The sequence below is a fragment of the Clostridium carboxidivorans P7 genome, assembly GCF_001038625.1.
Lineage (GTDB): Bacteria > Bacillota > Clostridia > Clostridiales > Clostridiaceae > Clostridium_AM > Clostridium_AM carboxidivorans.
In genome coordinates, this window is sequence record NZ_CP011803.1 from 4,081,066 (window position 1) to 4,107,747 (window position 26,682).

The 26,682-nt window shown below is 28.7% G+C and carries 22 protein-coding genes; 3 read left to right on the forward strand and 19 right to left on the reverse strand.

What is annotated here, in order from left to right; translation table 11 throughout:
• Positions 1-205 precede the first annotated feature (205 nt).
• On the forward strand, positions 206-1,108 hold the full coding sequence (locus Ccar_RS18165) for a cation diffusion facilitator family transporter (protein ID WP_007062706.1): 903 nt from the start codon (positions 206-208) through the stop codon (positions 1,106-1,108).
• 76 nt (positions 1,109-1,184) lie between these two features.
• On the opposite strand, the gene Ccar_RS18170 is transcribed toward Ccar_RS18165, so the two are convergent.
• From Ccar_RS18170 to Ccar_RS18200, 7 genes are all read right to left on the reverse strand, one after another.
• Positions 1,185-1,379 carry a DUF1858 domain-containing protein gene (locus tag Ccar_RS18170; RefSeq protein WP_007062705.1) on the reverse strand — a complete coding sequence of 65 codons (195 nt, stop codon included), beginning with the start codon at positions 1,377-1,379 and terminating at the stop codon, positions 1,185-1,187.
• A gap of 117 nt (positions 1,380-1,496) precedes the next feature.
• A complete protein-coding gene (locus Ccar_RS18175; RefSeq protein ID WP_007062704.1) occupies positions 1,497-2,540 on the reverse strand; it encodes an FAD:protein FMN transferase in 1,044 nt (347 codons plus the stop codon).
• Between the two features lie 340 nt (positions 2,541-2,880).
• On the reverse strand, positions 2,881-3,429 hold the full coding sequence (gene cobU / locus Ccar_RS18180) for a bifunctional adenosylcobinamide kinase/adenosylcobinamide-phosphate guanylyltransferase (RefSeq protein ID WP_007062703.1): 549 nt from the start codon (positions 3,427-3,429) through the stop codon (positions 2,881-2,883).
• Positions 3,430-3,444: 15 nt separating this feature from the next.
• A complete protein-coding gene (cobS, locus tag Ccar_RS18185; protein ID WP_007062702.1) occupies positions 3,445-4,203 on the reverse strand; it encodes an adenosylcobinamide-GDP ribazoletransferase in 759 nt (252 codons plus the stop codon).
• An 81-nt stretch (positions 4,204-4,284) separates the two neighbouring features.
• Positions 4,285-4,872 (reverse strand): alpha-ribazole phosphatase, encoded by a 588-nt coding sequence (cobC, locus tag Ccar_RS18190; protein ID WP_007064382.1) that lies wholly within the window; start codon positions 4,870-4,872, stop codon positions 4,285-4,287.
• A gap of 142 nt (positions 4,873-5,014) precedes the next feature.
• Positions 5,015-6,319 carry an APC family permease gene (locus Ccar_RS18195; protein WP_007062700.1) on the reverse strand — a complete coding sequence of 435 codons (1,305 nt, stop codon included), beginning with the start codon at positions 6,317-6,319 and terminating at the stop codon, positions 5,015-5,017.
• 343 nt (positions 6,320-6,662) lie between these two features.
• Positions 6,663-8,012: a DUF2334 domain-containing protein gene (locus Ccar_RS18200; RefSeq protein WP_007062699.1), complete on the reverse strand. Its 1,350-nt coding sequence runs from the start codon at positions 8,010-8,012 to the stop codon at positions 6,663-6,665.
• A 233-nt stretch (positions 8,013-8,245) separates the two neighbouring features.
• On the opposite strand from Ccar_RS18200, the gene perR reads away from it, so the two are divergent.
• Positions 8,246-8,656 (forward strand): transcriptional regulator PerR, encoded by a 411-nt coding sequence (gene perR / locus Ccar_RS18205; RefSeq protein ID WP_007064381.1) that lies wholly within the window; start codon positions 8,246-8,248, stop codon positions 8,654-8,656.
• A 103-nt stretch (positions 8,657-8,759) separates the two neighbouring features.
• Here perR and Ccar_RS18210 read toward each other — a convergent pair whose 3' ends face one another.
• Positions 8,760-9,998, reverse strand: a complete 1,239-nt coding sequence (locus Ccar_RS18210; RefSeq protein WP_048030334.1) for an ABC transporter substrate-binding protein — start codon at positions 9,996-9,998, stop codon at positions 8,760-8,762.
• A gap of 133 nt (positions 9,999-10,131) precedes the next feature.
• Between Ccar_RS18210 and Ccar_RS18215 the strand changes: the two genes are divergently transcribed.
• The gene (locus Ccar_RS18215) at positions 10,132-11,064 is read left to right on the forward strand and encodes a hypothetical protein (protein ID WP_007064094.1); all 933 of its coding nucleotides are present in this window, start codon (positions 10,132-10,134) and stop codon (positions 11,062-11,064) included.
• Positions 11,065-11,227: 163 nt separating this feature from the next.
• On the opposite strand, the gene Ccar_RS18220 is transcribed toward Ccar_RS18215, so the two are convergent.
• The 11 genes from Ccar_RS18220 to carB form a co-directional block, all read right to left on the reverse strand.
• Entirely contained in the window at positions 11,228-12,181 is a 954-nt protein-coding gene (locus Ccar_RS18220; protein WP_007064095.1) for a helix-turn-helix transcriptional regulator, read from the reverse strand.
• A gap of 189 nt (positions 12,182-12,370) precedes the next feature.
• Positions 12,371-13,138 carry a CPBP family intramembrane glutamic endopeptidase gene (locus Ccar_RS18225; RefSeq protein ID WP_007064096.1) on the reverse strand — a complete coding sequence of 256 codons (768 nt, stop codon included), beginning with the start codon at positions 13,136-13,138 and terminating at the stop codon, positions 12,371-12,373.
• A gap of 41 nt (positions 13,139-13,179) precedes the next feature.
• The gene (gene yihA, locus Ccar_RS18230; RefSeq protein WP_007064097.1) at positions 13,180-13,767 is read right to left on the reverse strand and encodes a ribosome biogenesis GTP-binding protein YihA/YsxC; all 588 of its coding nucleotides are present in this window, start codon (positions 13,765-13,767) and stop codon (positions 13,180-13,182) included.
• Positions 13,768-13,781: 14 nt separating this feature from the next.
• On the reverse strand, positions 13,782-16,103 hold the full coding sequence (gene lon, locus Ccar_RS18235) for an endopeptidase La (protein ID WP_007064098.1): 2,322 nt from the start codon (positions 16,101-16,103) through the stop codon (positions 13,782-13,784).
• Positions 16,104-16,327: 224 nt separating this feature from the next.
• Positions 16,328-18,007 carry an ATP-dependent protease LonB gene (gene lonB, locus Ccar_RS18240; protein ID WP_034825555.1) on the reverse strand — a complete coding sequence of 560 codons (1,680 nt, stop codon included), beginning with the start codon at positions 18,005-18,007 and terminating at the stop codon, positions 16,328-16,330.
• A 215-nt stretch (positions 18,008-18,222) separates the two neighbouring features.
• Positions 18,223-19,512: an ATP-dependent Clp protease ATP-binding subunit ClpX gene (gene clpX / locus Ccar_RS18245; RefSeq protein WP_007064378.1), complete on the reverse strand. Its 1,290-nt coding sequence runs from the start codon at positions 19,510-19,512 to the stop codon at positions 18,223-18,225.
• 20 nt (positions 19,513-19,532) lie between these two features.
• Positions 19,533-20,117 carry an ATP-dependent Clp endopeptidase proteolytic subunit ClpP gene (gene clpP, locus Ccar_RS18250; protein WP_007064191.1) on the reverse strand — a complete coding sequence of 195 codons (585 nt, stop codon included), beginning with the start codon at positions 20,115-20,117 and terminating at the stop codon, positions 19,533-19,535.
• A gap of 108 nt (positions 20,118-20,225) precedes the next feature.
• Positions 20,226-21,518, reverse strand: coding sequence for a trigger factor (gene tig / locus Ccar_RS18255; RefSeq protein WP_048030336.1), 1,293 nt, complete (start codon positions 21,516-21,518; stop codon positions 20,226-20,228).
• A gap of 172 nt (positions 21,519-21,690) precedes the next feature.
• Positions 21,691-22,473: a sugar phosphate isomerase/epimerase family protein gene (locus Ccar_RS18260; RefSeq protein WP_007064315.1), complete on the reverse strand. Its 783-nt coding sequence runs from the start codon at positions 22,471-22,473 to the stop codon at positions 21,691-21,693.
• Positions 22,474-22,487: 14 nt separating this feature from the next.
• Complete coding sequence (locus Ccar_RS18265; RefSeq protein WP_048030337.1) at positions 22,488-23,261, reverse strand: hypothetical protein; 774 nt, start codon at positions 23,259-23,261, stop codon at positions 22,488-22,490.
• 201 nt (positions 23,262-23,462) lie between these two features.
• Positions 23,463-26,651, reverse strand: coding sequence for a carbamoyl-phosphate synthase (glutamine-hydrolyzing) large subunit (gene carB, locus Ccar_RS18270; RefSeq protein ID WP_007064376.1), 3,189 nt, complete (start codon positions 26,649-26,651; stop codon positions 23,463-23,465).
• Positions 26,652-26,682 lie beyond the last annotated feature (31 nt).

Genomic DNA, 26,682 nt, shown 5'->3' on the forward strand with positions numbered 1-26,682 from the left:
ATTTTACCCTATTATTCAAGTTACAATACAATATAAATATAATTAAAATTCTTACAAACACTAGTTAAAAGAGATTAAAATTCTATATCAAATGATAATACATATCATTTTTGAAAAGTGTTGACTTTTAAGGATTATGCATTTATTATATATGTATATTTTATTATCAATTGATAATAAATCATAATTTTTAGGAGGCTTTAAAATGAATTCAAAAGTAAAAATTGCAAGACTTTCTATACTTTCTAACTCAAGTCTTATATTAATGAAAATATTCGTAGGTATATTTACAGGTTCAGTGAGTATTATATCTGAAGCAATACATTCTACTATGGATTTAGTAGCTGCAATCATTGCCTTCTTTTCCGTGAAAATATCTGATAAACCAGCGGATGAGGATCATCCGTATGGACATGGAAAAGTGGAAAATATATCAGGTGTACTAGAAGCACTACTTATTTTTGGAGCTTCTGTATGGATAATAGTAGAAGCTGTAAAGAAAATAATGCATCCTGAAGCTGTAGGTTCAATAGGTATAGGATTTATAGTTATGTTCATCTCTGCTTTGGTAAATTATATAGTATCAAAAAAAATATATAAAATCGCCAAACAAGAAGATTCTATAGCTTTGGAGGCAGATGCTCTTCATTTAAAAGCAGATGTTTATACATCTCTAGGTGTTGGTATGGGGTTATTGTTAATATGGATCACCAAGTTAAATTTTTTAGATCCTGTAGTTGCCATTATAGTTGCTATATTTATTTTAAAAGAAGCTTATGAGCTTTTAAAAACAGCTTTTGAACCTCTTTTGGATGTAAAATTATCTGATGCACAAATAAACTCAATAAAAGCTGCTATTGACAAGCATAGTGCTGTATACTGTGACTTTCATGACCTTAGAACTCGAAAATCTGGACGTACCAAATATATTGATTTGCATCTAGTTTTTCCTGAAAATATGACTATAAAAGATGCTCATGACATTTGCGATATAATAGAAAATGATATTGAAAAATCTCTAAAAAATACCCATGCTATGATACATTTGGAAGCTTGCGACAAAAATTGTTCCTACTGTAAATTTACGAAGAAAGAGAAATGCAAATAAAAAATACCCGTATTTATAAATCATAAATACGGGTATTTTTATTACACTTAATTGCTGCTTCCTAAGACTATTCTATCTATGCTAAAGCATTTAATGCTCTTAGTAAATTTTCTATATCCATACCGTGAACTTGAGCAGCTTCTTCTAATGATTCAGCTTGTGCTGAAGGGCATCCTACACATCCCATTCCAAAAGTCATTAAAGTTTCAGCAGCTTTTGGATTTACTCTTATTATTTCTCCAATTGTCATGTCCTTAGTTATTTTTTCCATAATACGTACCTCACTTTTTCTTATTTATAATACTAAATTTAGTATCACATTGTAATTGTAATACTTAGTCATTTTCTTATCAAGTATTATTATTTCTTTTATAACAAAAATTTATTATTATTTTTTATTTATAAGCTTAAACTCTGAATTAGTAATTTCAAAATTATTCTTTAAACCATCAGTTATATAAACTTCTTTATTCTTGGTTACAAATATAGCATCTACCCCTTTTAATGTTTTCACATACTCAGGACCCTTTTCCATACCCTTATAAAATATGTTTTTAGTCATAGCATCTGCATCAATAGAGACATCTGTAACTAATGTAACACTAGCAAGGGAATTATCCATTGGGTAACCAGTAAAAGGATTTAAAATATGATGATATTTTTTGCCATCTTTTTCAAAAAACCTTTCATATATTCCAGAAGTTACAACTGTTTTATTAGTAACATTTATTGTAGCAAAGTAATCTCCAGTAGTATTAAATGGATTTTGTACACCTATTGTCCATGGTTTGCCTTCTGGATTGTCATTAATAGCAAGTACATTACCTCCAAGGTTTACAATAGCATGTTTAACCCCATTTTCCTTTAGTATTCTTGTAGCTTCATCTGCAGCATAACCTTTTGCAATACCACCTAAATCTAAAGACATTCCAGGTTTAGTCAGCATTACCTGCTTGTTTTTCTCATCTATAATAAGATCTTTATAGTTTATTAAAGCTTTTTTTTGGTCTATTTCCTGTATAGAAGGCACCTTAGCATTATCAGTTCCTATTCCCCAAAGCTTAACTAAAGGTCCTATAGTTATATCAAATGCTCCATTAGACTGTTCTGAGTAGTATTTCCCTTTTTTCAAAACATATAAAGTATCATCTGATACCTTAACATAAGACTTTCCAGCCTTGTCAGCAACAGCATCCAACTCAGTTCCACTTTTATTTACACTCATCTTATTTTCTATATCTTTAATTCTTTTATATGCACTGTCAATAGCTTGCTGCTTATTGCCATCGTATACCTTTATGGAACAAACAGTACCTAACATATACTCTGTTTTATCAAGTGGTTGTAAATTCTTTTTTCCACATCCATAAAATACTGAAATACACGTTATCATAAAAATTACTATGCCTATACTTTTTATCATCTTTTTCATATTTGTGAACCTCATTTTTTCATTTTATTTAAGTTTTATTTTCATACACACAAAATTTTGGCTTAATATAAGCATAATGCGACACAACTTTTTCAGAGGACAGAGGACAATGAAGGATGATTTCACTAAAGTGAAACATTGCTGACTTATATAAATTCAAAGCTTGTTTTGCGTTAGCAACACAAGCTTAAAAACAAATTAGTTTTCTGACGTAAGGAGGAAAACTTACCTTCACTGTCCTCTGTCCTCTGTCAATTGTCCTCTAAAAAATGCTTCACATTTTTTAAACTGTAAATGTTAAATAATCAATAGGTTAAACTCATAATATAGCTTCTCCTAATTATTTAAGCTTAATAGGGAATCCACATGCAACCATATAAGCTTCATCACTTAAACTTCCTATATATTGATTGACATGACCTAGAATATCACTAAAAATTCTTCCAAGCCTATATCCTGGCACTATGCTCCAGCCCACTTCATTTGTTACTATAATTAATTCTTTATCTTTTTCTTTTGCTGTTGTAATTACTTTCTTTACTTCATCTTTTATTTCCTTTTCTAACTTTGCTATTTCTTCTAATGAAATAGTATCAAAATCAATATTTTTGTCAAACATCAAATTTGTAACCATAGTACCTATACATTCTAACATTACATATTTATTATTGTCTTTTTCTAAAATTTTATCTAAATCTTTAAATCCTTCATAAGTTGACCATTTTTGATTTCTGCTCTTTTTATGAATTTCTATTCTTTTTTTCATTTCTTCATCTGTAACTTTAGCTGTAGCAATGTACAACACATTATCCTTGCCTTCTAAAATTTTTTCTGCAAAAGTACTTTTTCCACTTCTACTTCCACCTGTAACTAATACTATTTTTCCCATGCTAATGCTCTCCTATCATATAAAATTCTTAACTAGTATTGTAATAATAGTTAATGCAAGTATTTCATTTAATTCATTACTTGCTCCTAAAGTATCTCCTGTAAGTCCACCTATTTTACTTTTACAAAATGAATTGAATACAAATGTAAAAATTATTCCTGAAATCATTAAAATCACAGTATATTTCCAATGTATCATTAATAATAACACTGCTAAAGTCATTATAAAACTTATAGATAATTGAGTTTTTCCTACATTACTTATAAGAAAATTTCCTGTACCTGTATTCTTGGCAGTATTGCCTATGTAAGATATGAAAACAGTACAAAATCTAGATATTGCCGGAACTACTATAATTGCCATTGAATATTTAGGCGCTATATATGTTAAAAGTGAATATCTAAACAAAAAATTCATTATTGTTGCAATACATGCATATGTACCTATTCTACTATCTTTCATTATTTCAATTATTCTTTCCTCACCCTTAAAAGCAAAAAAACCATCAAAGGTATCCCCTAATCCGTCTATATGAAAGCCACCAGTAATAATAACTCCAACTAAAATTACTATCACTACTACTACATCAACTGGTAATATCTTTATAAATGCTTCATATACTGCCCACTGAATAATACCAATTATTAAACCTACAATAGGCAAAAAAGTTGACCCTCTCTTAAAATCCTCCATTTCACAAGGTAAATTTATATTTACAGGTATTCTAGTAAAAAATTGAATTACTAACAAAAAACTATTGAATATTTTTTTCATAATAACCTCCTTTGATATCATTTTTAAACTGCAAAAATTAAGTAAGTATATATTAAATTTAATTATAATTTTTATGTAAATCTAAACATGACATATGCTATCTATATATATATTTCCATACTCATACTTTATAAGAGTTATATCGCCATTTTTTGAATTAAACTTCCAAAAAAAATCTAAATTGTTGTCTAAAATATAACAATATACAGACTTTATAACACCACTATGAGTTACAATAAGAATATTGTCATCCTTAAGTTGTAAAATGCTATCCATAAAGTCTTTTATTTTCCCATAAAACTGCACATAACTTTCTCCATTTGGTGGTACTGCATTCTTCCAATCTTCACACCAAACCTCCCACTCTTTCGGATAAGTCTCTTTTATCTCAGTATAACTTTTTCCTTCAAATGCACCAAAATTTCTTTCATTTATTCTAAAATCTTCAATTATACTACATTCTTTTTTATCTAATATGATTTTAGCCGTTTGCTTAGCTCTTTTCATCTCACTGACATATGCTCTATTAAAGCTTATATTCTCAAGCATTTTTGAACTTTTCTTTGCCTGTATAAAACCGATTTCACTAATTGATACATCTAAATTACCATAATAAAGCTTACTTTTATTACATTCAGTTTCTCCATGTCTTACAAAATACAAATTCATATAATACCCCCATCTCTATAGTTCACAAATAAATTATATAGCAAATATACAAAATGGACAAATCATTATTCATTTGAATAAACATTTATCTATATAAAAATAAACCTGTAGATAATTTCATCTACAGGTTTTCTCTTAAATTTTAAGCAGTGTGTTCATCATCTGATTTCTTAAACTTATTCTTTCTGGACAAATATACAGGATAACCTATTACTGTTAACACGATACCTATTCCAGCATTCATTGGTTGAGTAAATAAAGTATTTAAGATTATATAAGCTCCACCTAAAATAGCTATTGCTGGCACTATAGGATATAATGGAACTTTATATGGTCTTAGAAGATTTGGCTGATTTTTTCTAAGTACAAACACCGCAATGAATGTCATAACATAGAAAATCCATATTACAAAAATTAAAAGGTCTGTTAATTGGTCAAACTTACCTGAGAATACTAGTAATATTGATATAACAGTTAATAATATACCTGAATTTATTGGTGTTTTAAATGTAGGATGTAATTTTGCAAGCCAAGCACTTCCTGGTAACTTATTTTCTACAGCCATTGCATATGGAATTCTCATTCCTGTTAATATATATCCATTTAATGCTCCAAATATAGAAATTAGTATACCTACAGTTATAATCTTACCACCTGATGGTCCAAAGATTATAGTTGCAACGTCAGCTGCTGGTGTTTTTGTTCCTGCAAGAGCAGTTGCTGGTAATACGAAAAGATACGCTACATTTATTAATAAATAAACTGCCATAACTAATGATAATCCACCAACAATCGCTTTAGGTAAATCTTTACCTGGATTTTTCATTTCTCCTGATATAGCTCCAACATTTATCCAACCATCATAAGCAAACATTGCAGCTACCAAAGCTGAACCAAGACTTGTACCTATAGGATGATTAACAGCTGTCATTGGAAATAATCTTGCTGCTCCTCCATCACCTTTCATAAGTCCAAATACTATAATCGCAAACAATGGTACTAATTTACAAACTGTAGCTACAGTTTGAATAGCTCCACCTGTTTTTGATCCTAATGAATTCATACACATTAAAAATACTATAACTATAATTGCTATTATGTTTAACATGGAATCGTTTAAATTTAATAATGATAAAACCTGTGTTGAAAATATTATGGCAAGTGCAGCTATATTAGCTGGAAAATATATAACTGTTTGAGCCCAACCTAAAAGATATCCCCAAAGATCTCCATAAGTTTCCTCTAAGTATGCTACCATACCACCTGTCTTAGGTATTGCTGCAGACACTTCAGCAGCTGTAAGTCCGCCTGCTATAGATATAATTCCACCTAAAACCCAAGCCATCATACCCAATCCAGGTGCTCCTGTTGATGTAAATATAGCTGTAGGCTTAAAGAATACACCTGAACCGATAACCATACCGATAACGATTGCAAGAGCAGGCACAAGACCTATTTCTTTTTTTAATTCACTTTTGCCAATTTTGAGATTACCTCCCTACAAATTTTAAAGTTTGATAAATTCTTATTACGATAAAATATTAACATCAATTTCACTTTAAATCAAGATAAATTTCATAATAGTTTTTGAATTTTATACAAAATACTGAAAATGGCAGGATCTCGCGAACATATTTTGTGATTTTAAAACTTAACTTACTTAGTTCTGTTTTTTATATTGTTATATTTTTAACTATCTTGATACAATAAATTAAAACAACTGAATAATTTCTTTCATTTATAATAATACTCCATTAACTAAATAATGCCTAATAGTATCAATATTATTTTTATTTGATATCATTTATTTTATAAAACTTATAGTTTTGCCTTTGTAATTGATTAATTATGTTATGCAAAACAGATTGCTCTGAATAGTTATAATATGGATAACCATCTTCCCCTCTATCTATTTTTATATCTTCAAATTCAATGTAAGGATGATAGAAAAAACTACCTAATAAATTTTGGTTAAGCTTTCTTATTTTTTTTAACATATTAGAACAATCTTTCTTTCCATCTACATAATCCAATGGTGTAGGAATATAAATTACTTTTTTCCCATTACTATTAGTTTTGAAAATATGTTCGCAGCATGTTGCTCCTCCATCTTCTGAATAAGGTTCATATATATAGCTAAATTTTTCTTCTACACTACTAAGTTGATTCTTTAAGATTCCATAATGAGGTGTTTCAAAAAAGTCACATTTTATGCCTAACTTTTCCGCACAATTTAAAGCTTTATTTATTCTTTCCGTTGAATAGCTTTTATCTTCTGGAATGTTATCACTTTTGCTCCGATGAAATTCTAAGCCGTCAACACTTGTAGTATTTCCATATTGATGTGTATATCCATGTAATCCAATAACCCCATTTTTATCCACAAAATAGTCTAATGTAAATAAAAAATCTGCATTATACATACTATAACTTTCCGAAATATCATTATCAATATTATCACAAGGCTTTACATACCTAGGAACCCAGGCTACATGAAATGGTATATTCTGTTTATATAAGTAATCTGCTATTACCCTTAACTTTTCTAAAGCTTCATTTGATGAATATATTCCACCTGCAGTAATATCTTCCAATCTTATAAGAGCTGCTTTGTTTCCATGCTTCTCCTCACTTAGACCTACTTTATCCCTATTTTTATAAAAAAATATAGTTTTATTTTGTATATCCCAATAAGTCTTCAAATTGAATATCTTAGTAAAATCAATCATAGATACATATAATACATTATCTTGTATTATAGCCTTTCTCTTTAAGTCATATTGCTCCTTATTTACTGTAAATTTCTTGTTTATACTATCAATTTTAATGTTATCATTTTTAAGATTAATATTTGCTAAACCATTTTCTATAACTACCTTTCCACCTACTTTTTCAGTTATCTCACTTAAAGGCAAATAATATCTATTATTCTCCACATATATAGGCAACCCTAAATTCAATGCTTTATTTTCAAAATTAATTAGTATAGAATCTTTTTTCATATCTAGTCCTTTAAAATTGGAAATATTTTCTTTATTTCTATTTAAAATTTCACTGCTCACAAATTTAATACTAAATATAAATAGTAGAAAAAATATTGTTATAACCATTACTAATTTATTTTTAAATATTTTTTTCATCAAATCCTATCCCTTCAAAACTTTTTATTGATTTAACATTTATAATTTTTCAATATTTATATTTTTTACACTTTTTTATTAAATATGTCATTGAAATAAATATAAAAAAACACAATAAGAACTTTACTATTTTGTTGCTTTAATGTAGTATTAATTATTGGTGTAAAATTACTTTTGACAACAAATAATTTTTATTATATAATATTATTAATTATATAATAAGGATGGTGTTTATGGATACTTTATCTAGCATTTTTAGAGAAAAAAAATTAAAACTTACTCCTCAAAGAATTGCAGTATATAAGTTTTTACAATCAACTAAAGAACATCCATCTGCTGAGACAATATATACAGCACTTCAACCAGAATACCCTACTATGAGCCTTGCAACTGTCTATAAGGCTTTAAAAACTCTAGTTGAAGTGAACCTTGTTCAAGAAATCAACGTTGGTGAGGGAAACTTTAGATATGACGGAAATGTACTACCACATCATCACATACAATGTCTTAGCTGTGGAAAAGTAGAAGATATAGACGGAATTTGTTTTTCTAATTTAAATGACAAAGTTAAAAGTTATACTGAATATGATGTAGTAGGAAATCAAGTATACTTTTACGGAATATGCAAAAATTGCAAAAACTAAATTTAACTTAATTAACTTTTTACACTTCAGATACTGAACTTAAAATCTGAAGTGTAAATTTTTTTGTTTAAATATATGCTCTAAAATCACATTAATTATGCTTTTACTTATAGGCATCATTTACAATTTCTTCCCAAATTTTAGTACTTGGCTTACCTGATAACAGTTCATCTATTTTAGAAGATATTCCACTTTTTAATTTTTCAGGAACATTTTCCACAAAAATTATGTTATTTTCAGTACTTTCTTTTAAGTGCTTAACTACTACAGATTTAACCCCAGATTTTATAGAACTGTTTGCTTTTTTATTTCCAGTTACAAAACCTTCCTGTACAAGCTTTTTCTGAAAATCATCGCTTATGATAAATTTTGTAAAACTATTTATTTCTTCACTATTTTTACTGTTTACAGGTGTGCAAAGTATAGAATTACAAATTACAGGTACCACCATTTTGGAGGAATTGCCACCAGTAAAATTTTCTATAATTTTCACATCTTTATTTTCATCTTTAAAATCCTTAACATAATAGGATGAACTTATAATCAAAGGTAAATCACCTTTGATAAATTTATTTACACTGCTTTCATTTCCAATTTCAAAAGTGTTTTTGCTTATGTTATTTTGTTTTATAAAAGCTGCCATATCATCAAAAGCTTGCTGCATTTCATTTAGAGACTTATAAAATTCAGCTCCACTATCATACTTGCTTTCTAATTTTCTCATACTAACTTTGTTATTTATTATCATAGAAGCTAATCCATTATTTATATCTAAATCTTCTGTCAAAATTACAGGGATTTTTATTGACTTTTCATTTAAACTTTTTAATGTGTTCTTTAATTCATCAATACTAGATGGAACTTTTAAATTTTCTTTCTTAAAATAACTTTCATTATAAAAAATTTCTATAGTATATGGAATTAAACCAATTCCATAATATTTATCATTAAATCTTCCATAAGAATTTACTATAGTATAGTATTTATCGTTAAGTTTACTCTCATCATAAAAATTTCCCATATCACTTAATAAGCCTTTTCTACTTAACTTAATCATATTATTTCTAGAAGTAAATACTATATCAGTATTACTGTTCTTACCTATATCTTCTTCTATTTTACCTCCTATAGCATTATTAATGCTGACTTTTACTTTAGGATTATCTTTTTTATATCCTTCTATTGCTGATTTTAATATACTTGAAGACTCTTTATCTTTTAAATCCACATATATATTTAGTTGTTTTTCTTTTTCTGAATCCTTTGCCTTATTACAAGCCACAATATTGATAACAAATAGCAATATTAAAAATAATGCTACACTTTTTTTCTTGTAAGTCATAAAGTTTAGTTACCTCCTTTCTAGCTAAAAAATTAAACATTAAATTTTTTATATGCAAAGTACTTCTAATTTTATTTTGTACATAATAATTAAATATATAATAATTTCATATAATTAAATGGAGGTGAAACATATGAAATTTAGAGTGATATTTCTAAAAAAGAAATATATTTACTTTATAATACTTACATTGATAATTTTTATATTGATAGTTATACTATTTTTATCAAAACATTATTCTCCAACCTTTAATAGTATTTCTGAAAGCAAAGTATTAAAGGCTGACTTTGATGGTGATGGAAAAAAGGACATACTATCCGTAAAAAGATTTGACGATAAGTATTCTATGGATGTTAAAATTAAAGATAAAAGTTATCCTATTACTCCATATAAAAACTCTTCTGCTTTATTTAATTATTCACCTTACTGGCCTATGCGAGTAACTCTTATGGATGTATCAAGGGATAAAATTCCTGAAATATTTATTCAAGCTTCAAATAGAGACAACCCTGTTCAATATGTTTTTGTTTGGAATGGTAGTAAATTTGATAATGTACTTTCAAATTCAAATAATATTTTAGGATTTATTGATTGCAAAAATAATAAAACTCCAAAGGTAATATCAGGTAAGCTTCAAGGCAACACTGTTACTCTTTCAAATTATATATTTTTAAATTATAAATTTAAAAATTATAATTATGATAGCAATACTACTTTTATGGGTACAGACACCATAGCTACTTTTATTCAATTTATACAAAGTCTTCCTCAAGGAGAATCTTATAAACCTAAAGATATATTTACCCCCAACTTATCTGATAAAAATTTGCCACTTATAAAACAACTATCTTCAGATAATAACACTTATGTATTTCAAGATGGTATATTTAAAGAAAATAAGTGTAATGAGGATGGAGAAGTTTCTGAAGTATATTGGACTTTAAATTTCAGAGGAATATCAAATTCAGATAAAAAACTAATAAAAAACTATACCATAAATCTTTTATTAACTCCTAGCGAAGTTAACAAAGGAAATTACTACTTTAAAATTTCTTATTTATTTTAAAAAAACAAAAGGGACCGTTTTACGGTCCCAAGGGGGATGGGGGGTTATAGTATCAAACAAACTAAAATGTAATTTGCTTGACACTTTAGGAGATTATATCTCCTAATTACATTTATTATAATATCCTACTTTGAAAAATTTTATTCACTTTTTATTAAAATTTTTAGTATTTTTTATACATATCTTCTATTTCTTTTTTTATTTCTTCCCTAAGTTTTACAGGTTCAATAATTTCTGCATTTTTGCCAAATCCCAATATCCAATTTTTTACTTCTTGCCATTCATCCAAATACATAATTAACAATAAAGATCCATCATCTAATTTTTGTAATTGTTCATCAGGATGCCATTTTCCACTTTCTATAAAATCCGAAACTTTTTTATCAAACTTTATTATAACTTTATTTTTATCACCTTTAAAAACAGCCCAGTTTTCTTCTAAATATGTTTTTAAAGAAAAAGTATGAGGTATCATATATATTTCATCTGTTATCTTTAAGCTCTGTATTCTCGATATTTTAAAACTTTCAACACGATCGCTATTGTAATAGTAACCTATTATATACCATGCACCTTCTCTAAAAATCAAGTTATATGGATCCACTTTTTTTATAGTTAAATTATTTTTATTTGCAGAAAAGTAGTTTATGCTTAAAGTTCTTCCTCTACTCATAGCATAATTTATTTGAGATATTTTATCTTGTAAGTTTTGTAATCCCCCAGCTTCATTAATTTTAAAATTTCCATTTTCATTTAAATATTTTAGTTCATCGTCTGAATTCACATATAAACTTTTTATTTTTGTTACAGCTGTTTGCAAATCTTTCTCATACATAAAACCATTTTCTTTTGTAAGTATTTGCGTAGACATAAGTAAAGATTGTAATTCTTCTTTGTTAAGTTTTGACGGTTTCATATAAAATTCTTGATCTATATAAAATCCTCCATACCTGCCTTTCTTAGTATGCACTGGTATGTTAGCCTTATTCAAACTATTAATATATCTATATATAGTTTTTTTATCAACTTCTAAAGTTTCTGCTAATTCCGTTGCCGTAGTAAGTCCTTTGTATTGTAGTGTAATTATCATTTCTATTAAATGAGAAATTTTAGACATACTTTTTACCCCCAGTATAATTTTATCCTAATCTTTAATTATATCGGTATTTTTAACAAATTTTTTAGCATTTTCATACAAAATATTAAAATAAATTTTTATCTTTTTAAATTATTCATTAAACTTAAAGATAAAAAAACAGGCATACATAGTTTAAAAAACCATATATACCTGTTTTTACATGTTTAGTTAAGATAATTTACTTATTAATAACGCCATAGTAGTTACAAAATTAAATGTAAAATGATTGAACACAGAATACCAATATCCCTTTTTTTCTATTAAATAGCAATTGTAAATTCCTATCCAAATTAATAAAGGAAAAGCTCTTAAATTAAAATGAATAACGCCAAAAATTATACTACTCAACAAAGCTGCTAAATAGATACCTATTCTAGGTGCAAATGTCTTTTCAAATAGCAGCCATCTAAAAACAAATTCTTCAAGTATTGGTGCAAAAATTATAACTATTGGAATTATTATCAGAAATCTATTTAACGGCATATTAGACATCCAAGTAACTACTTCCTGTTCTTTAACCTGCACATTGAACTTAGAAACAATCATTGTTTCTATATTAGCAATTATAATTATTACAACATAAGAAAAAGTCGTTAGCCTTATAGCTGAAACAATATTAAACTTTTTTAAGCTAAATCCAAATTTTTTAAAATCATCACTTAATCTTTGGCTTAACGTTTGTTTTAAACTTTGGCTTGATGAATATAAACTATATACTCTATTAGCATCTTTTAAATACTTAATATTGATAATGGTAAAAATAAATGGAAAGATATTATTTGTAAATAAAGATGCTATTAAATATACTAAAGCTACTATAGCTAATACTATTTTACTTCTATTTCTTTCTGCAGAAAACCTTATAAAAATTACAATTGGAGGAACATAAACAAATAAAAATACAAGCAGGTCTTTAATAATATCATATTTTACCATTATATATTCTCCTTATTCCGTATCCTCAACTCTTATAGCAGCTAGTTATTTATACACTGCTCAATTGCATCTAAAAGTTCCTCTTTACCCAACTTTTTTAATGAAGAAAAAGTCAGAATTTCTTCATCATCACTTAATTCAAATGTTTCTCTAATAACCTTTAAATTCTTTCTCAATTCAGCTTTTTTCAATTTATCAATTTTAGTTGCCACTATAATAGCATCATAATTATAATGCTTTATCCATTTATACATAATTATGTCGTCCTCAGTGGGTTTATGCCTGCAATCAACAAGTAACATAACTTTTTTTAATTGTTCTCTTCCTGTTAAATACCTTTCAATTACTTTGCCCCAGCTTTCCTTTTCTGACTTTGAAACCTTTGCGTATCCATAGCCAGGTAAGTCAACAAAATAAAATTCATTATTTATCAGAAAAAAGTTTACTAATCTAGTCTTTCCAGGAGTACCACTTACTTTAACCAGCTTTCTCCTATTAACTAAAGTATTTATTAAAGATGATTTTCCTACATTAGACCTTCCTACAAAAGCTATTTCAACTCTATTATCTTGAGGATACTGATTTGGTACAACTGCAGAAATTACAAATTCCGATTGTTTTATTTCCATAAATTCACTTTCACCTACTCATTTTTAACTAAGGCATTTTCTAAAACAATATCTATTTTATCCGCCAATATATAATTTATCTTGCCTCTAACGGTTTTTGGTATTTTTATCAAATCTTTTTCATTGTCCTTTGGTATTATTACTGTAGTAATACCTGCTCTATAAGCAGCTAAACTTTTTTCCTTAAGTCCGCCTATTGGAAGAACTCTACCTGTTAAGGTTATTTCACCAGTCATAGCCACATTATGCTTAACCTTTATGCCGCTTAATGCAGATATAATTGCAGTTATCATTGTAACACCTGCTGATGGACCATCTTTAGGTACAGCACCTTCTGGAGCGTGTATGTGCAAATCCTTCTCTTTATAGAAATTATCTTCTATTCCATATTTATGAGCATTAGCTCTAACATAACTATATCCAGCTTTAGCAGATTCCTTCATGACATCACCTAATTGACCAGTTAGTTCTAATTTTCCTGTTCCAGGCATAACAGTTACTTCCACAGGTAAAGTATCTCCACCATATCCTGTCCATGCCATTCCCATTACTACTCCAACTTTATCTTCTTCATCAGCTTTATCATAAGTGAATATTTCAGGTCCAAGATAAGTTTTTACTTTAGTTGAATTAAGTATTATTCTCTTTTTATCTTTTTCCATAATTTCTGCTATAGCTTTTCTTATTACAGAAGATATTTTTCTTTCTAAGCTTCTAACTCCTGATTCCCTTGTATAGCTATCTATTATAAGTTGTATAGCTGAATCAGATATTTTTACTTTATCATCGTCTATTTCATGTGCTTTTAACTCTTTAGCTACTAAATGTTCTTTTGCTATATGAAACTTTTCTTCACTGGTATATCCTGAAACCTCTATTATTTCCATTCTATCTAATAATGGTCTAGGTATATTTTCCAAGCTGTTAGCTGTAGTTATAAACAATACATTTGATAAATCAAATTCTAATTCAAGATAGTGATCTCTAAATGTACTATTTTGTTCACTGTCCAATACTTCTAAAAGTGCATCTGCTGGATCACCTTTAAAATCATTACTCATTTTGTCTATTTCATCTAATAAGAACAAAGGATTTTTTGACTTAGCTTGCTTCATTCCATATATTATTCTTCCTGGAATAGCTCCTACATAAGTTTTTCTATGTCCTCTTATTTCAGCTTCATCTCTAACGCCACCTAAGGACATTCTAACAAAATTTCTGTTTAAAGCATGTGCTATAGATTTACCTATAGAAGTCTTTCCTACTCCTGGAGGTCCAACAAGACAAAGTATTGGTCCTTTTAATGAATTGCTCATCTTTTTAACAGCTAAATATTCAATTATTCTATCCTTTACATCTTCAAGTCCATAATGTTCTTTTTCTAATACTTCTCTAGCTGATTTTATATCTAAGTTATCTTCCGTTTGTTTATTCCAAGGAAGATCTAATATCCAGTCAAGATATGTTCTTATTACTCCACTTTCTGCTGAATATCCTCCATTACTTTTTAATCTTTCTAATTCATATAAAGCTTTTTCTTTAACATTCTTAGGAAGTTTAGCTTTACTTATTTTATTTTTATATTTAGCTAATTCCTTTTTGTCTTCGTCCTCTTCTCCAAGTTCTTCTTGTATAGCTTTTAGTTGTTCCTTTAGATAATATTCCTTCTGTACTTTATCAATTTTATTTTTTACTTTTACGCCTATTTTTCTCTCTATTTTTAATATGTCAACTTCATTAATTAATATATCTAAAAGCTTTTGAAGCCTTTCTTCTACTTCATAGGTGTTTAAAAGTTCCTGCTTTTTTTCTTGTTTAAGCGTAAGATATGAACTTATAACATCTGCAAGCCTTCCTGGATTATTTAGCTCCTCAAGTGTAACTATTGTATCTATTGGTATACTTCCTGATAATTTTATGTACTCATCAAAATTTTTTCTAATTGAACGAACTAATGCTTCACATTTATTATTTTTAATACCATCTTCATCTACTAAACTCTCAACTTCAACTTTTAAAAATGGTTCTTTTTCAATATATTTTGTTAGCTTTCCTCTACTTTCTCCTTCTACTAATACTCTTATAGTATCGCCAGGAAGCTTAAGAATCTGTTTTATATTACAAATAGTTCCTGTTTCAAATATATCTTCTTCTTCAGGTTCTTCAATCTTGGCTTCTTTCTGAGCTGCTAAGAATATCTTTTGCTCATTAAGCATTGCTTCTTCAATGGCAACTATAGACTTTTCTCTGCCAACATCAAAATGTAAAACCATATATGGAAACACAGTAATGCCTCTTAACGGAATCAGAGGAAGAACTTCTAAATTTTTCTCCATTATTTCTCCCCTCACTTTTCAAGTTTATTTCAACTTAATAATAATTTAATATATAATTAGACTAATATATTATACCCATAAAATAGTTTTTTTTCAATTACTCTATTCAACTTGTTATGTTTTTTAGATTATAAATAAGTAACTTATTCCTTTTAAATTAAAAATCATATAAAAAAGTACTTTAACACAAAAATAAATTTAGTATTAAAATACTTTTTTTGATTTTAAGCTTTTAGAGATTCTGCCGCTAATACATCAATATTAGTATTTATGCAATTGGATTTATCTTCTACATTTTCTTTTTCTAATGCTATTTTTATAACTTCTTTTATATTTTTAACTGTTATAACCTTTATTCCATCTAATTTAGAAAAACTTTGCTGCCAATTTTCATCTGGTATTATGACAACTTTGGCGCCTGCTTTTTTTGCTGCCTGGACTTTAGCATTTACTCCACCAACAGCTCTTACATCTCCATGTATAGACAGCTCTCCTGTCATTGCAACTTCATTACTTACAGGAATATTGTTTATAGCACTGTATACTGCTGTAGCAATGCTTATACCTGCAGAAGGTCCATCTACTGGTGCTCCTCCTGAAAAGTTTATATGTATATCATATTCGTCACAATTTAGCCCAAAATTTCTCTCAATAACAGTAATCACATTTTCTACAGAACATCTAGCCGTACTAGTTCTTATCATTTTTCTATTTTGATTACTTATTTCCTCTTCTTCTACAATACCTGTTATTTTCAATACTCCTTTTCTAGTATTGGATTTTTTAGCAGTAGCCTCTATTTCCATTACAGCTCCAATATTTGATCCATAAACAGCCAAACCATTAACATAACCCACAGCAGGATTATCGTTTATTGTTTTTTCAAATCTTGGCGAATATTGCCCATTTTCAATTACCCATTCAACGTCTTCTATTGTAATATTATTTCTATCCTCATTTAAAGCTATACCTGAAGCTAATTGAATTAAGTTTACAGCATCTCTACCATTTTCACAATACTTACCCACCATACTACAAGCTTTATCATCTATGTTAAAACCTATTTTGTTTACAGCGTTAAGAGCTATTGTTTTAATTTCTTCTGGATTAAGTGCTCTAAAAAACACTTCAACGCACCTAGATCTTAAAGCTGGAGTAATTTCTTCTGGATTTCTTGTTGTTGCACCAACAAGCCTAAAATCAGCTGGAAGACCATTTTCAAAGATATCCTTAATATATGTTGGCATATTTGTATCTGATGAATTGTAATATGAGCTATCTAAAAAAACTTTTCTATCTTCTAATACCTTTAAAAGCTTATTCATTTCTATATGATGAAGTTCACCTATTTCATCAATAAACAATATACCTCCATGAGCTTTTGTAACTGCTCCTGGCTTAGGCTGAGGTATACCTGCAACTCCTAAAGGCCCTGCTCCTTGGTAAATGGGATCATGAACAGAACCTATAAGAGGATCAGCTATTCCTCTGTCATCAAACCTTATAGTTGTGGCATCTATTTCAATAAACTTTGAAACTTCAGTAAAAGGAGAATAACTTTTTTTCTTAGCGTACTTAAGCACTAACCTAGCTGCAGCTGTTTTACCAACTCCAGGAGGTCCATATATTATTACATGTTGTGGATTTGGACCACAAAGTGCTGCTTGAAGTGCTTTTATCCCCTTTTCCTGACCTATAATTTCATTAAAATCTGATGGTCTGCTCTTTTCCGTAAGAGGTTCTGTGAGCTTTATATTTCTGAGCCTTTTTAAGTTCTCCATTTCTTTCTTACTTTCTTTATCAATAACTATTCTATTTGATTTTTGACCTTTAAGTGCATTAAAAAAATAAAGCCCCATAATTATAGTAAATACCATTTCAATAATCATTAAAGTGTACATCATCGTTTAAAACCTCTCTCCAATAGTTTTATTTCATGACTATATGTTATAATATCATTATTTTTCATGGATACTGTCATTTTCATATTATGCACATTTTTCATTTTGTATATTCTATAAAAATCTTATATTATAAAATTTTTACTAATTGTTATATCAACTTTACTTTAAAATAAAAAAAGAGTACTGAATAAAAACAGTACTCTTTTATTATCATATTATGCGCTTTCTGAACCTTTTCTTGTTCTAGACTTTTTTACTTTTATAGGAGTTCTCTTATCTCCTTCTGCATTAATAAGCTCTGGCTTCTTGGTTTCTATAGTATCTTTGTTTATGACTACTTTAGCAATTTCTTCTTTTGAAGGAATTTCAAACATTATATCCTTCATTGTTTCCTCAATTATAGCTCTTAACCCTCTAGCACCTGTGTCTCTTTTTACAGCTTCATTAGCTATAGCTTCCAAAGCTTCCTCTTCAAAATCGAGTTCAACATTATCAATTTCGAAAAGTCTCTTATACTGCTTAACAAGTGCATTTTTAGGCTCTTTTAATATACTAATTAAGGCATTTTTATCTAATGCATCAAGAGTCACTACTATAGGAAGTCTTCCTACGAATTCAGGAATAAGGCCAAATTTCAAAAGATCTCCTGGCATTATCTCTTGTAAAAGTTTTCCTATATCTTTTTCATTTTTAGACTGTATTTCAGCTCCAAATCCCAAGGTGCTTACTCTAGTTCTACTTTCAATAATTCTGTCAACTCCATCAAAGGCACCACCACAAATAAATAATATGTTAGTAGTATTTATTTGTATAAATTCTTGATGTGGGTGCTTTCTTCCTCCTTGAGGTGGCACTGAAGCTACTGTACCTTCAAGTATTTTTAACAATGCCTGTTGTACTCCTTCTCCAGATACATCTCTTGTTATAGATGGATTCTCTGACTTTCTAGCTATTTTATCTATTTCGTCTATATATACAATTCCTCTTTCTGCTCTTTCTATGTCATAATCGGAATTTTGAATAAGCTTTAAAAGTATATTCTCAACATCCTCACCTACATAACCAGCTTCAGTCAAAGTTGTAGCATCTGCAATTGCAAATGGAACATTTAAAAACTTAGCTAATGTTTGTGCTAAAAGAGTTTTTCCTGAACCTGTAGGTCCTAGTAATAAAATATTACTTTTTTGTAATTCTACATCATCATTATTGGCATTTGAATTTATTCTCTTATAATGATTATAAACTGCTACTGCCAAAGACTTTTTTGCTTCATTTTGACCTATTACATATTGATCAAGATAGTTTTTTATTTCTATTGGTTTTGGAAGAGATGTCATATCTACTTGAGCATCTTCTTCAAAATCATCAGTTATTATTTCAGAACAAAGTTCTATACATTCATCACAAATGTATACGCCTGGTCCTGCTATTAATCTTCTAACTTGATCTTGAGTTTTACCACAAAAAGAACATTTTAATTGCTTTTTATCATCAATTTTGGCCATCTCTACACCTCTCTATAAGGTTATTTCTTCTTTACCATAATTTCGTCTATAAGTCCATATTCTTTAGCTTCTTCTGCTGACATAAAGTTGTCTCTCTCTGTATCTTTTTCAATCGTTTCTAGTGGTTGACCTGTTCTTTCACTAAATATAGTATTCAACTTTTTCTTTATTTTTAGTATTCTTTCAGCATGAATGCCTATATCTGTTGCCTGACCTTGGAATCCTCCCAATGGTTGATGTATCATAATTTCTGCATTTGGAAGTGCAACTCTCTTTCCTTTTGCACCTGCATTCAGTAAAAAGGCTCCCATTGAAGCAGCCATTCCTATGCATATTGTAGACACATCTGGTTTTATATATTGCATTGTATCATAAATTGCCATTCCAGCTGTTATAGAACCTCCTGGGCTATTTATGTATAAATATATATCCTTATCAGGATCTTCAGCCTCTAAGAAAAGTAATTGTGCAACCACAAGACTAGCAGTTACATCATTAACTTCTTCAGTTAACATTACTACTCTGTCTTTCAGTAGCCTAGAATAGATATCATAAGATCTTTCTCCTCTATTAGTTTGTTCAACAACTACTGGTACTAAACTCATAATTCTCTCCTCCTTTTTAAATCATGTGAATGATTTTAACCCATTTAAAATTTATAAGTTTAAAATTAATTGCCAGAAAAATTCCTGGCAATTAATCTTTTTAACATATTATGCTATTTCTTTACTATTGTCTACTAACATCTTTATAACTTTTTCATTAATTACACCAAGTTTTAAATAACTTTTCTGTGAATCTAAGATTAATTTTGATGTTTTTTCGATGTCTTTGCCGCCATATTGTTTTGCCATTTCTGCTGCTTTAGCTAAAAGTTCTTCTTCTGTTGCTTCAACTTTTTCAACTTTTGATATTTCTTCAATAGTTAAATCAGTTTTTACTCTCTTTTCTGCAGTTTCTTTCATATATTCTCTAACTTTTTCTTCTGTATTATTTGTATATTGATAATATGTTTGAAGGTCTAATCCTTGATATTTTAATCTCATTTCTAGATCTTTTAACATATTGTCAATTTCTTTATCTATCATAGCTTTAGGAATATCTATTGTTGCATTTTCACAAACTGCATCAATAACTGCTTCTTCATATTCTCTCTTAGTTCTTAATTCATTTGCTTCTTCCATTTTTTTCTTTAGATCTGCTTTTAAGTCATCTATTGTATCAAATTCTGAAACTTCTTTAGCAAATTCATCATCTAAAGCTGGTAGCTCTTTTAATTTTATATCTTTAACAGTAACTTTAAAAGTTGCTTCCTTGCCATTTAATTCTTCTTTGCCATATTCTTCTGGGAATGTTACTACAACATCTTTTGAATCCCCTTTGTTTAGACCTACTAACTGATCTTCAAAGTTATCTATAAATGTACCTGAACCAATTTCTAGTTCATAATCTTTTCCTTCTCCGCCTTCAAAAGCTTTATTATCAACAAAGCCTTTAAAGTCTACAACTGCTATATTTCCTTTTTCAATTGAACCTTCTTCTTTTGTTTCAACTCTTGCATTTTTCTGTTGCATTGCTTTTAATTCATTATCAATTTCTTCATCTTTTACTTCATATACATTTTTCTTAACTTCTAATCCCTTGTAATCTCCAAGTTTTACTTCTGGAACAACAGTTACTTTTGCTGTATATATGAAATCTTTTCCTTCTTCTATTTGAACTATGTCTATTTGTGGATAATCAACTGGCTTTACATCATTTTCTTGTAAAGCTTGTGGATATGTATCATCACAACAGAAGTTTATTGCATCTTCATAAAATACATTATTTCCATAATACTTTTCTATTATATTCTTTGGAGCTTTACCTTTTCTAAATCCTGGTATATTAAACTTTTTAGCATTTTTGTTAAATGCCTTTTTCATTGCTCCCTTAAATTCTTGTGCATCAACTGTTATTTCTAATTTTACAACATTATTTTCTATTTTTTCTACTTTAGCATTCATTATACTATTCCTCCTAATCACCATACGTGCTTATGTTAACCACAACATTATAACATATATTTAAAAGTATTAACATACATTGAATTAATGTTATGAGTTATTTAACATTTAGATTAAATTCTGTATTATAATTATATACCAAAAAATATAAATTTTACAATTAATTTTTAATTTATATTTCATTAGTCAAAAATTGTTTCGAAGCTTTAATTTCATCATAACTAGAATAGTTATTACTGTATACTTCAATAATTCCTATTTCATTATAACCTATTTCCTTTAATTTACAAGATATTTTTTTAAAATTTACATCACCTTTCCCTGGCAATAAACAAACATTGTTATCATCTCTATCGTTTATATGAAAATTAACCATAGAACTTCCCATTATATCCATATACTTTTCTGGAAGTGTATGTGCTTTATATGCTTGCTTTATATCAAGCGTAAAATATATTGGATATTTTACATTTTCTTTTATCGTATTTAAAAATCCTAAATCTGAAGATATGCACCAAGATACATTTTCTTGAGCAAGCTTTATACCTTCTTCCATAGCTAAATACGTTAATTTATTATATACCTCTAATACAAATTTATAATTTAAATCATTTATATTCTTATATCGCATTCCATGAAAAGTGTAACATTTAGCACCTAAAATCTTAGCTGCCCTGCATACCTTCTTAAAACATAAAAACATGTCATCTCTTCTTCTCTTGTAATCATCAAAAAGATAAGGTTCAAAAGCTGAAGATAAGCAATGAACTGAATGAATTTTAAAATCATATTTAAGCTTTTCTTCCAAAACCTTTTCTGCAAAATTCTCTTCATATTCACTAGGGCTATTTAAAAATATTTCTCCACTTTTAAATCCTAAATTACTCATGAAGCTTATACTATTTTCAGTATCAATATTAGGATAAAAGCTAGCTGATGATATACCTATTTCCATCGTGTCCTCCAAACTTATTCACTAACATTTCCATCTGATGTTAAAAATAAAGTTTTACCACCTGAAATTACTGTTAATCCTTTATCTGTTAATTTATCAAATTTTATATCTTCACTTTCTGGAACATTTTGAACTAACATTTGATTTTTATTTGCAATAGTCTCAATCCAAACATACTTTGTAGTCTTTCCCAACCATGGAAGTTGGCTTATATATGCAACATTGTTTTCATCTATGAATCTTGGTGAAGAACACCACACATAGTTAGGTTGTGCTGAAAGTTGTGCATTTTTTGTTATTACTGTTCCATCACTTGCAGTATACTGCATATTGCTTATATCTTGTTTGTTTCCATTTATATCCATAAGTATAATACCTTGAACTTTATCATCATAAACTATCATATTCTTACCTGATGGGCTTATACTATAAACTACATTACTTTCTGTTGGCGATACCCCTTTAAAAACTTTATCACCATTTTTAGTTTCATATATTGCATTTATACTTTTTCCATTACTTAAACTAATTGCATAACCTGCTGGTTTTTCTGTTTTTTGTTCCTTTTTAGGAGTTATTTCTGGTTGTTTTTTTGCCTCTTTAGTATTATCAGTAGTAACATTTTTAGCCTGATTTATGCTCTTACCTATATTCTTAAATATTCCTTGGGCAGATATTGCTGTAAATATAACTAAAACAACACCTATGACAACAGCGAAGGTGATTGTTTTCCTTCTTCTTCTCATCTTCTTTTCATAGTCTTTACTAAATATACTTGGTTTTGCCACCTTCAATTCCTCCTACATAAAATATTAAAAATTATACTATTGTTCTTTTATTATACCATAATAACTCATTATTTATTATAACTCAAAAGCATAAATAATAATAATTTTTTGTTACTATTACAAATATGTGATTTATAATATTCAAATTAATTTAAGCGAAAAAAATCTTATGAAAAACAATTTTCATAAGATTTTTTAATACTAATTTAAATATTCTAACATGCTCATATACTCTACTTTTTCATTACTCTTTTTAAAATTTATAGCTGTTAAAAATATTTTTGCAGTATCTATGCATGTAAATACTGGAACCCTATATTCGGCAGCTTTACGCCTTAGCTTAAATCCTTCACTCTCAGGATTGTTTCCTCTAGTTGGTGTATTTATAAGCATTTTTATTTTTCCATCCACTATAAATTCTGAAACCTGATCCCCATCTATTATTGTACAATCTATTGCATTTCCCTTTAAATAGTTACCAGTTCCTTCTGAAGCATAAAATTTAAATCCAAGTTTTTGATAATCTTTTATTATGTCTATTCCTTCTTTTTTATCTACATCTTTTAATGATACATAAATACTTCCTTCTGTAACTATATTCACACCAGAAGCACTAAATCCCTTATATATAGCCTTATCTAAAGTATGATCTACTCCTAATACTTCCCCTGTAGATTTCATTTCTGGTCCTAAGTACATATCTGCATCAGCTAGCTTTTCTCCTGAAAAAACAGGTACCTTTACAGCAAATAAATCTTTATTCTTTAAAAGACCTGTACCATACTTAAACTCACTTAACTTTTTTCCTAACATAACTTCTACAGCTATTTTGACCATTGGTACACCAGTAACTTTGCTGAGTATAGGCACTGTTCTTGATGCTCTAGGATTAACTTCTATTACATAAACATTATTTCCATCAAATACATATTGTATATTGACAAGTCCTATTATATTCATATTCTTTGTTATCTTCTTTGTATATTCAATTAAAGTATTTATTGTTTCTTCTTTTAAAGTCATATAAGGATATACTGTTATACTATCTCCTGAATGTACTCCTGTTCTTTCAACATGTTCCATTATTCCTGGCATTAATATATCTTCGCCATCACATATAGCATCAACTTCTATTTCTGTTCCTTTAATGTATCTATCTATAAGAATAGTATGATCTGTTGAAACTTGAACTGCCTCATTCATATATTTTGTAAGACCCTTTTTATCATATACTACTTCCATAGCACGGCCTCCAATTACATAGGAAGGTCTTACTACCACTGGATATTGAAGTTCCTCTACTGCCATATAAGCTTCCTCAATACTTATAACTGCTGTTCCCGTTGGTGATGGAATATTCAGTTTTTGTAAAAATTTTCTAAACTTATCTCTATCTTCTGCAAGATCTATAGCTTCAAAAGAACTTCCTAATATCTTCACACCTTTTTCATAAAGTTTTTGTGCTAAATTTATAGATGTCTGCCCACCAAGTTGAACTATAACACCTTCTACTTTTTCCCTATTTACAATATTCATTACATCATCAATATGGAGTGGTTCAAAATAAAGCTTATCTGCTGTATCAAAATCGGTACTTACTGTTTCAGGGTTATTATTTATTATTATTGCTTTATGTCCAGTTTCCTTTATAGCCCATACACCATGTACACAGCAGTAATCAAATTCTATCCCCTGTCCTATTCTTATAGGACCTGAACCTATTACCAATACTTTTTTATCATCAGTTATTATATTTTCATCCTCATCCTCATAGCAAGAATAGTAATAAGGTGTTTGTGCTTCAAACTCTCCGCTGCAGGTATCAACCATTTTGTACACTGGATATATATTGTTCTTAACTCTAAAATCATCTATTTCTTCTTTAGATGCTCCTGAAATTCTATATATTTCTTCTTCTATAAATCCCATTGCTTCTGCATCATATAAAAGGCCCGCATTCATTTTTTCTGTTTTTAGCCTATTTTCCATAACTACAATATTATTTATGCCATTTAAAAACCATTTATCTATTTTAGTTATATTATGCAATTCATCTACAGTGATCCCTTTTCTTAAAGCCTCTGTTACAGCAAATATTCTTTGATCGTCCTGCATTTTTATCTTTTCTATAAGTTCGTCCACAGTCATTTCTTCCATCTTGTGTATCTTTAAAGTAGAGAACTTTCCGTCTAAAGATGTTACAGCTTTTAATAAGGAACTTTCAAAAGTTCTGCTTATTGCCATTACTTCTCCTGTAGCCTTCATTTGAGTACCTAACATTCTTTCTGCTCTACTAAATTTGTCAAATGGCCACTTTGGTATTTTTGTTACCACATAATCTAAAGTTGGTTCAAAACAAGCACTGGAATTTCCTGTAACATAATTTTTTAATTCATCTAAACTATAACCAATAGCTATTTTTGATGCTATTTTTGCTATAGGATATCCTGTAGCTTTTGAAGCCAGGGCACTAGAACGACTAACCCTAGGGTTAACTTCTATTACCACATAATTACTACTTTCTGTATCCAGTGCAAATTGTATATTACATCCACCTTCTATTTTAAGACTTCTTATTATATCTATAGCTGCTTTTCTAAGCATATGATATTCCTTATCTCTTAAAGTTTGCGAAGGTGCTACTACTATACTGTCACCTGTGTGTATACCTACAGGATCTATATTTTCCATGTTACATATAATAATACAGTTATCTTTTCCATCCCTTATAACCTCATATTCAAGCTCTTTCCATCCTGCTACACTTTGTTCCAAAAGTATTTGACCTATAGGACTCATTTTTATTCCCAAATCACATATTTCTAGAAGCTGATCCATGTTTTCAGCTATTCCGCCACCAGTTCCTCCAAGTGTATATGCAGGTCTTATTATTACAGGAAAGCCATACTTATCTACAAAATCAACACATTCATCTACATTAGTAGCTATAATACTCATAGGTATAGGTTGATTGTTTTCTATCATTAGCTTTTTAAATTCTTCTCTATCCTCTGCTTTTTTTATAGCTTCACTATTTATTCCTAAAAGTTTCACTTTAAATTCATCTAGCACACCATGTTTTTTCAATTCCATAGCAAGATTTAAGGCAGTCTGACCTCCAAAGCCTGCTAAGATTCCATCCGGTCTTTCTTTTTCTATTATCTCTTTTACACATTCTAAAGTTAAAGGTTCTATATAAACCTTATCTGCCATGTTACTATCTGTCATTATAGTGGCTGGATTACTATTTATAAGAATAGTTTCTATCCCTTCTTCTTTTATAGCTTTACATGCCTGGGTTCCTGAATAATCAAATTCAGCTGCTTGACCTATTATTATTGGACCTGATCCTAATATTAAAACCTTTTTTAAACTTTTATCTAAAGCCATTATTGCTACCTCCTGATTTCCAAACCTTTAA

Bases quoted from the DNA above. Each gene is read 5' to 3' on its own strand.
- clpX (WP_007064378.1), bottom strand. From the start codon at position 19,512: ATGGCCAAAATTGATGATAAAAAGCAATTAAAATGTTCTTTTTGTGGT.
- Ccar_RS18210 (WP_048030334.1), bottom strand. From the start codon at position 9,998: ATGACTTACAAGAAAAAAAGTGTAGCATTATTTTTAATATTGCTATTT.
- cobU (WP_007062703.1), bottom strand. From the start codon at position 3,429: ATGGGAAAAATAGTATTAGTTACAGGTGGAAGTAGAAGTGGAAAAAGT.
- Ccar_RS18200 (WP_007062699.1), bottom strand. From the start codon at position 8,012: ATGAAAAAAATATTTAAAAATAAATTAGTAATGGTTATAACAATATTT.
- cobS (WP_007062702.1), bottom strand. From the start codon at position 4,203: ATGAAAAAAATATTCAATAGTTTTTTGTTAGTAATTCAATTTTTTACT.
- tig (WP_048030336.1), bottom strand. From the start codon at position 21,518: ATGAATGCTAAAGTAGAAAAAATAGAAAATAATGTTGTAAAATTAGAA.
- Ccar_RS18170 (WP_007062705.1), bottom strand. From the start codon at position 1,379: ATGGAAAAAATAACTAAGGACATGACAATTGGAGAAATAATAAGAGTA.
- lonB (WP_034825555.1), bottom strand. From the start codon at position 18,007: ATGATGTACACTTTAATGATTATTGAAATGGTATTTACTATAATTATG.
- Ccar_RS18220 (WP_007064095.1), bottom strand. From the start codon at position 12,181: ATGTCTAAAATTTCTCATTTAATAGAAATGATAATTACACTACAATAC.
- Ccar_RS18165 (WP_007062706.1), top strand. From the start codon at position 206: ATGAATTCAAAAGTAAAAATTGCAAGACTTTCTATACTTTCTAACTCA.
- cobC (WP_007064382.1), bottom strand. From the start codon at position 4,872: ATGAATTTGTATTTTGTAAGACATGGAGAAACTGAATGTAATAAAAGT.
- Ccar_RS18260 (WP_007064315.1), bottom strand. From the start codon at position 22,473: ATGGAAATAGGTATATCATCAGCTAGCTTTTATCCTAATATTGATACT.
- Ccar_RS18225 (WP_007064096.1), bottom strand. From the start codon at position 13,138: ATGGTAAAATATGATATTATTAAAGACCTGCTTGTATTTTTATTTGTT.
- Ccar_RS18215 (WP_007064094.1), top strand. From the start codon at position 10,132: ATGAAATTTAGAGTGATATTTCTAAAAAAGAAATATATTTACTTTATA.
- perR (WP_007064381.1), top strand. From the start codon at position 8,246: ATGGATACTTTATCTAGCATTTTTAGAGAAAAAAAATTAAAACTTACT.
- Ccar_RS18175 (WP_007062704.1), bottom strand. From the start codon at position 2,540: ATGAAAAAGATGATAAAAAGTATAGGCATAGTAATTTTTATGATAACG.
- carB (WP_007064376.1), bottom strand. From the start codon at position 26,651: ATGGCTTTAGATAAAAGTTTAAAAAAGGTTTTAATATTAGGATCAGGT.
- clpP (WP_007064191.1), bottom strand. From the start codon at position 20,117: ATGAGTTTAGTACCAGTAGTTGTTGAACAAACTAATAGAGGAGAAAGA.
- yihA (WP_007064097.1), bottom strand. From the start codon at position 13,767: ATGGAAATAAAACAATCGGAATTTGTAATTTCTGCAGTTGTACCAAAT.
- lon (WP_007064098.1), bottom strand. From the start codon at position 16,103: ATGGAGAAAAATTTAGAAGTTCTTCCTCTGATTCCGTTAAGAGGCATT.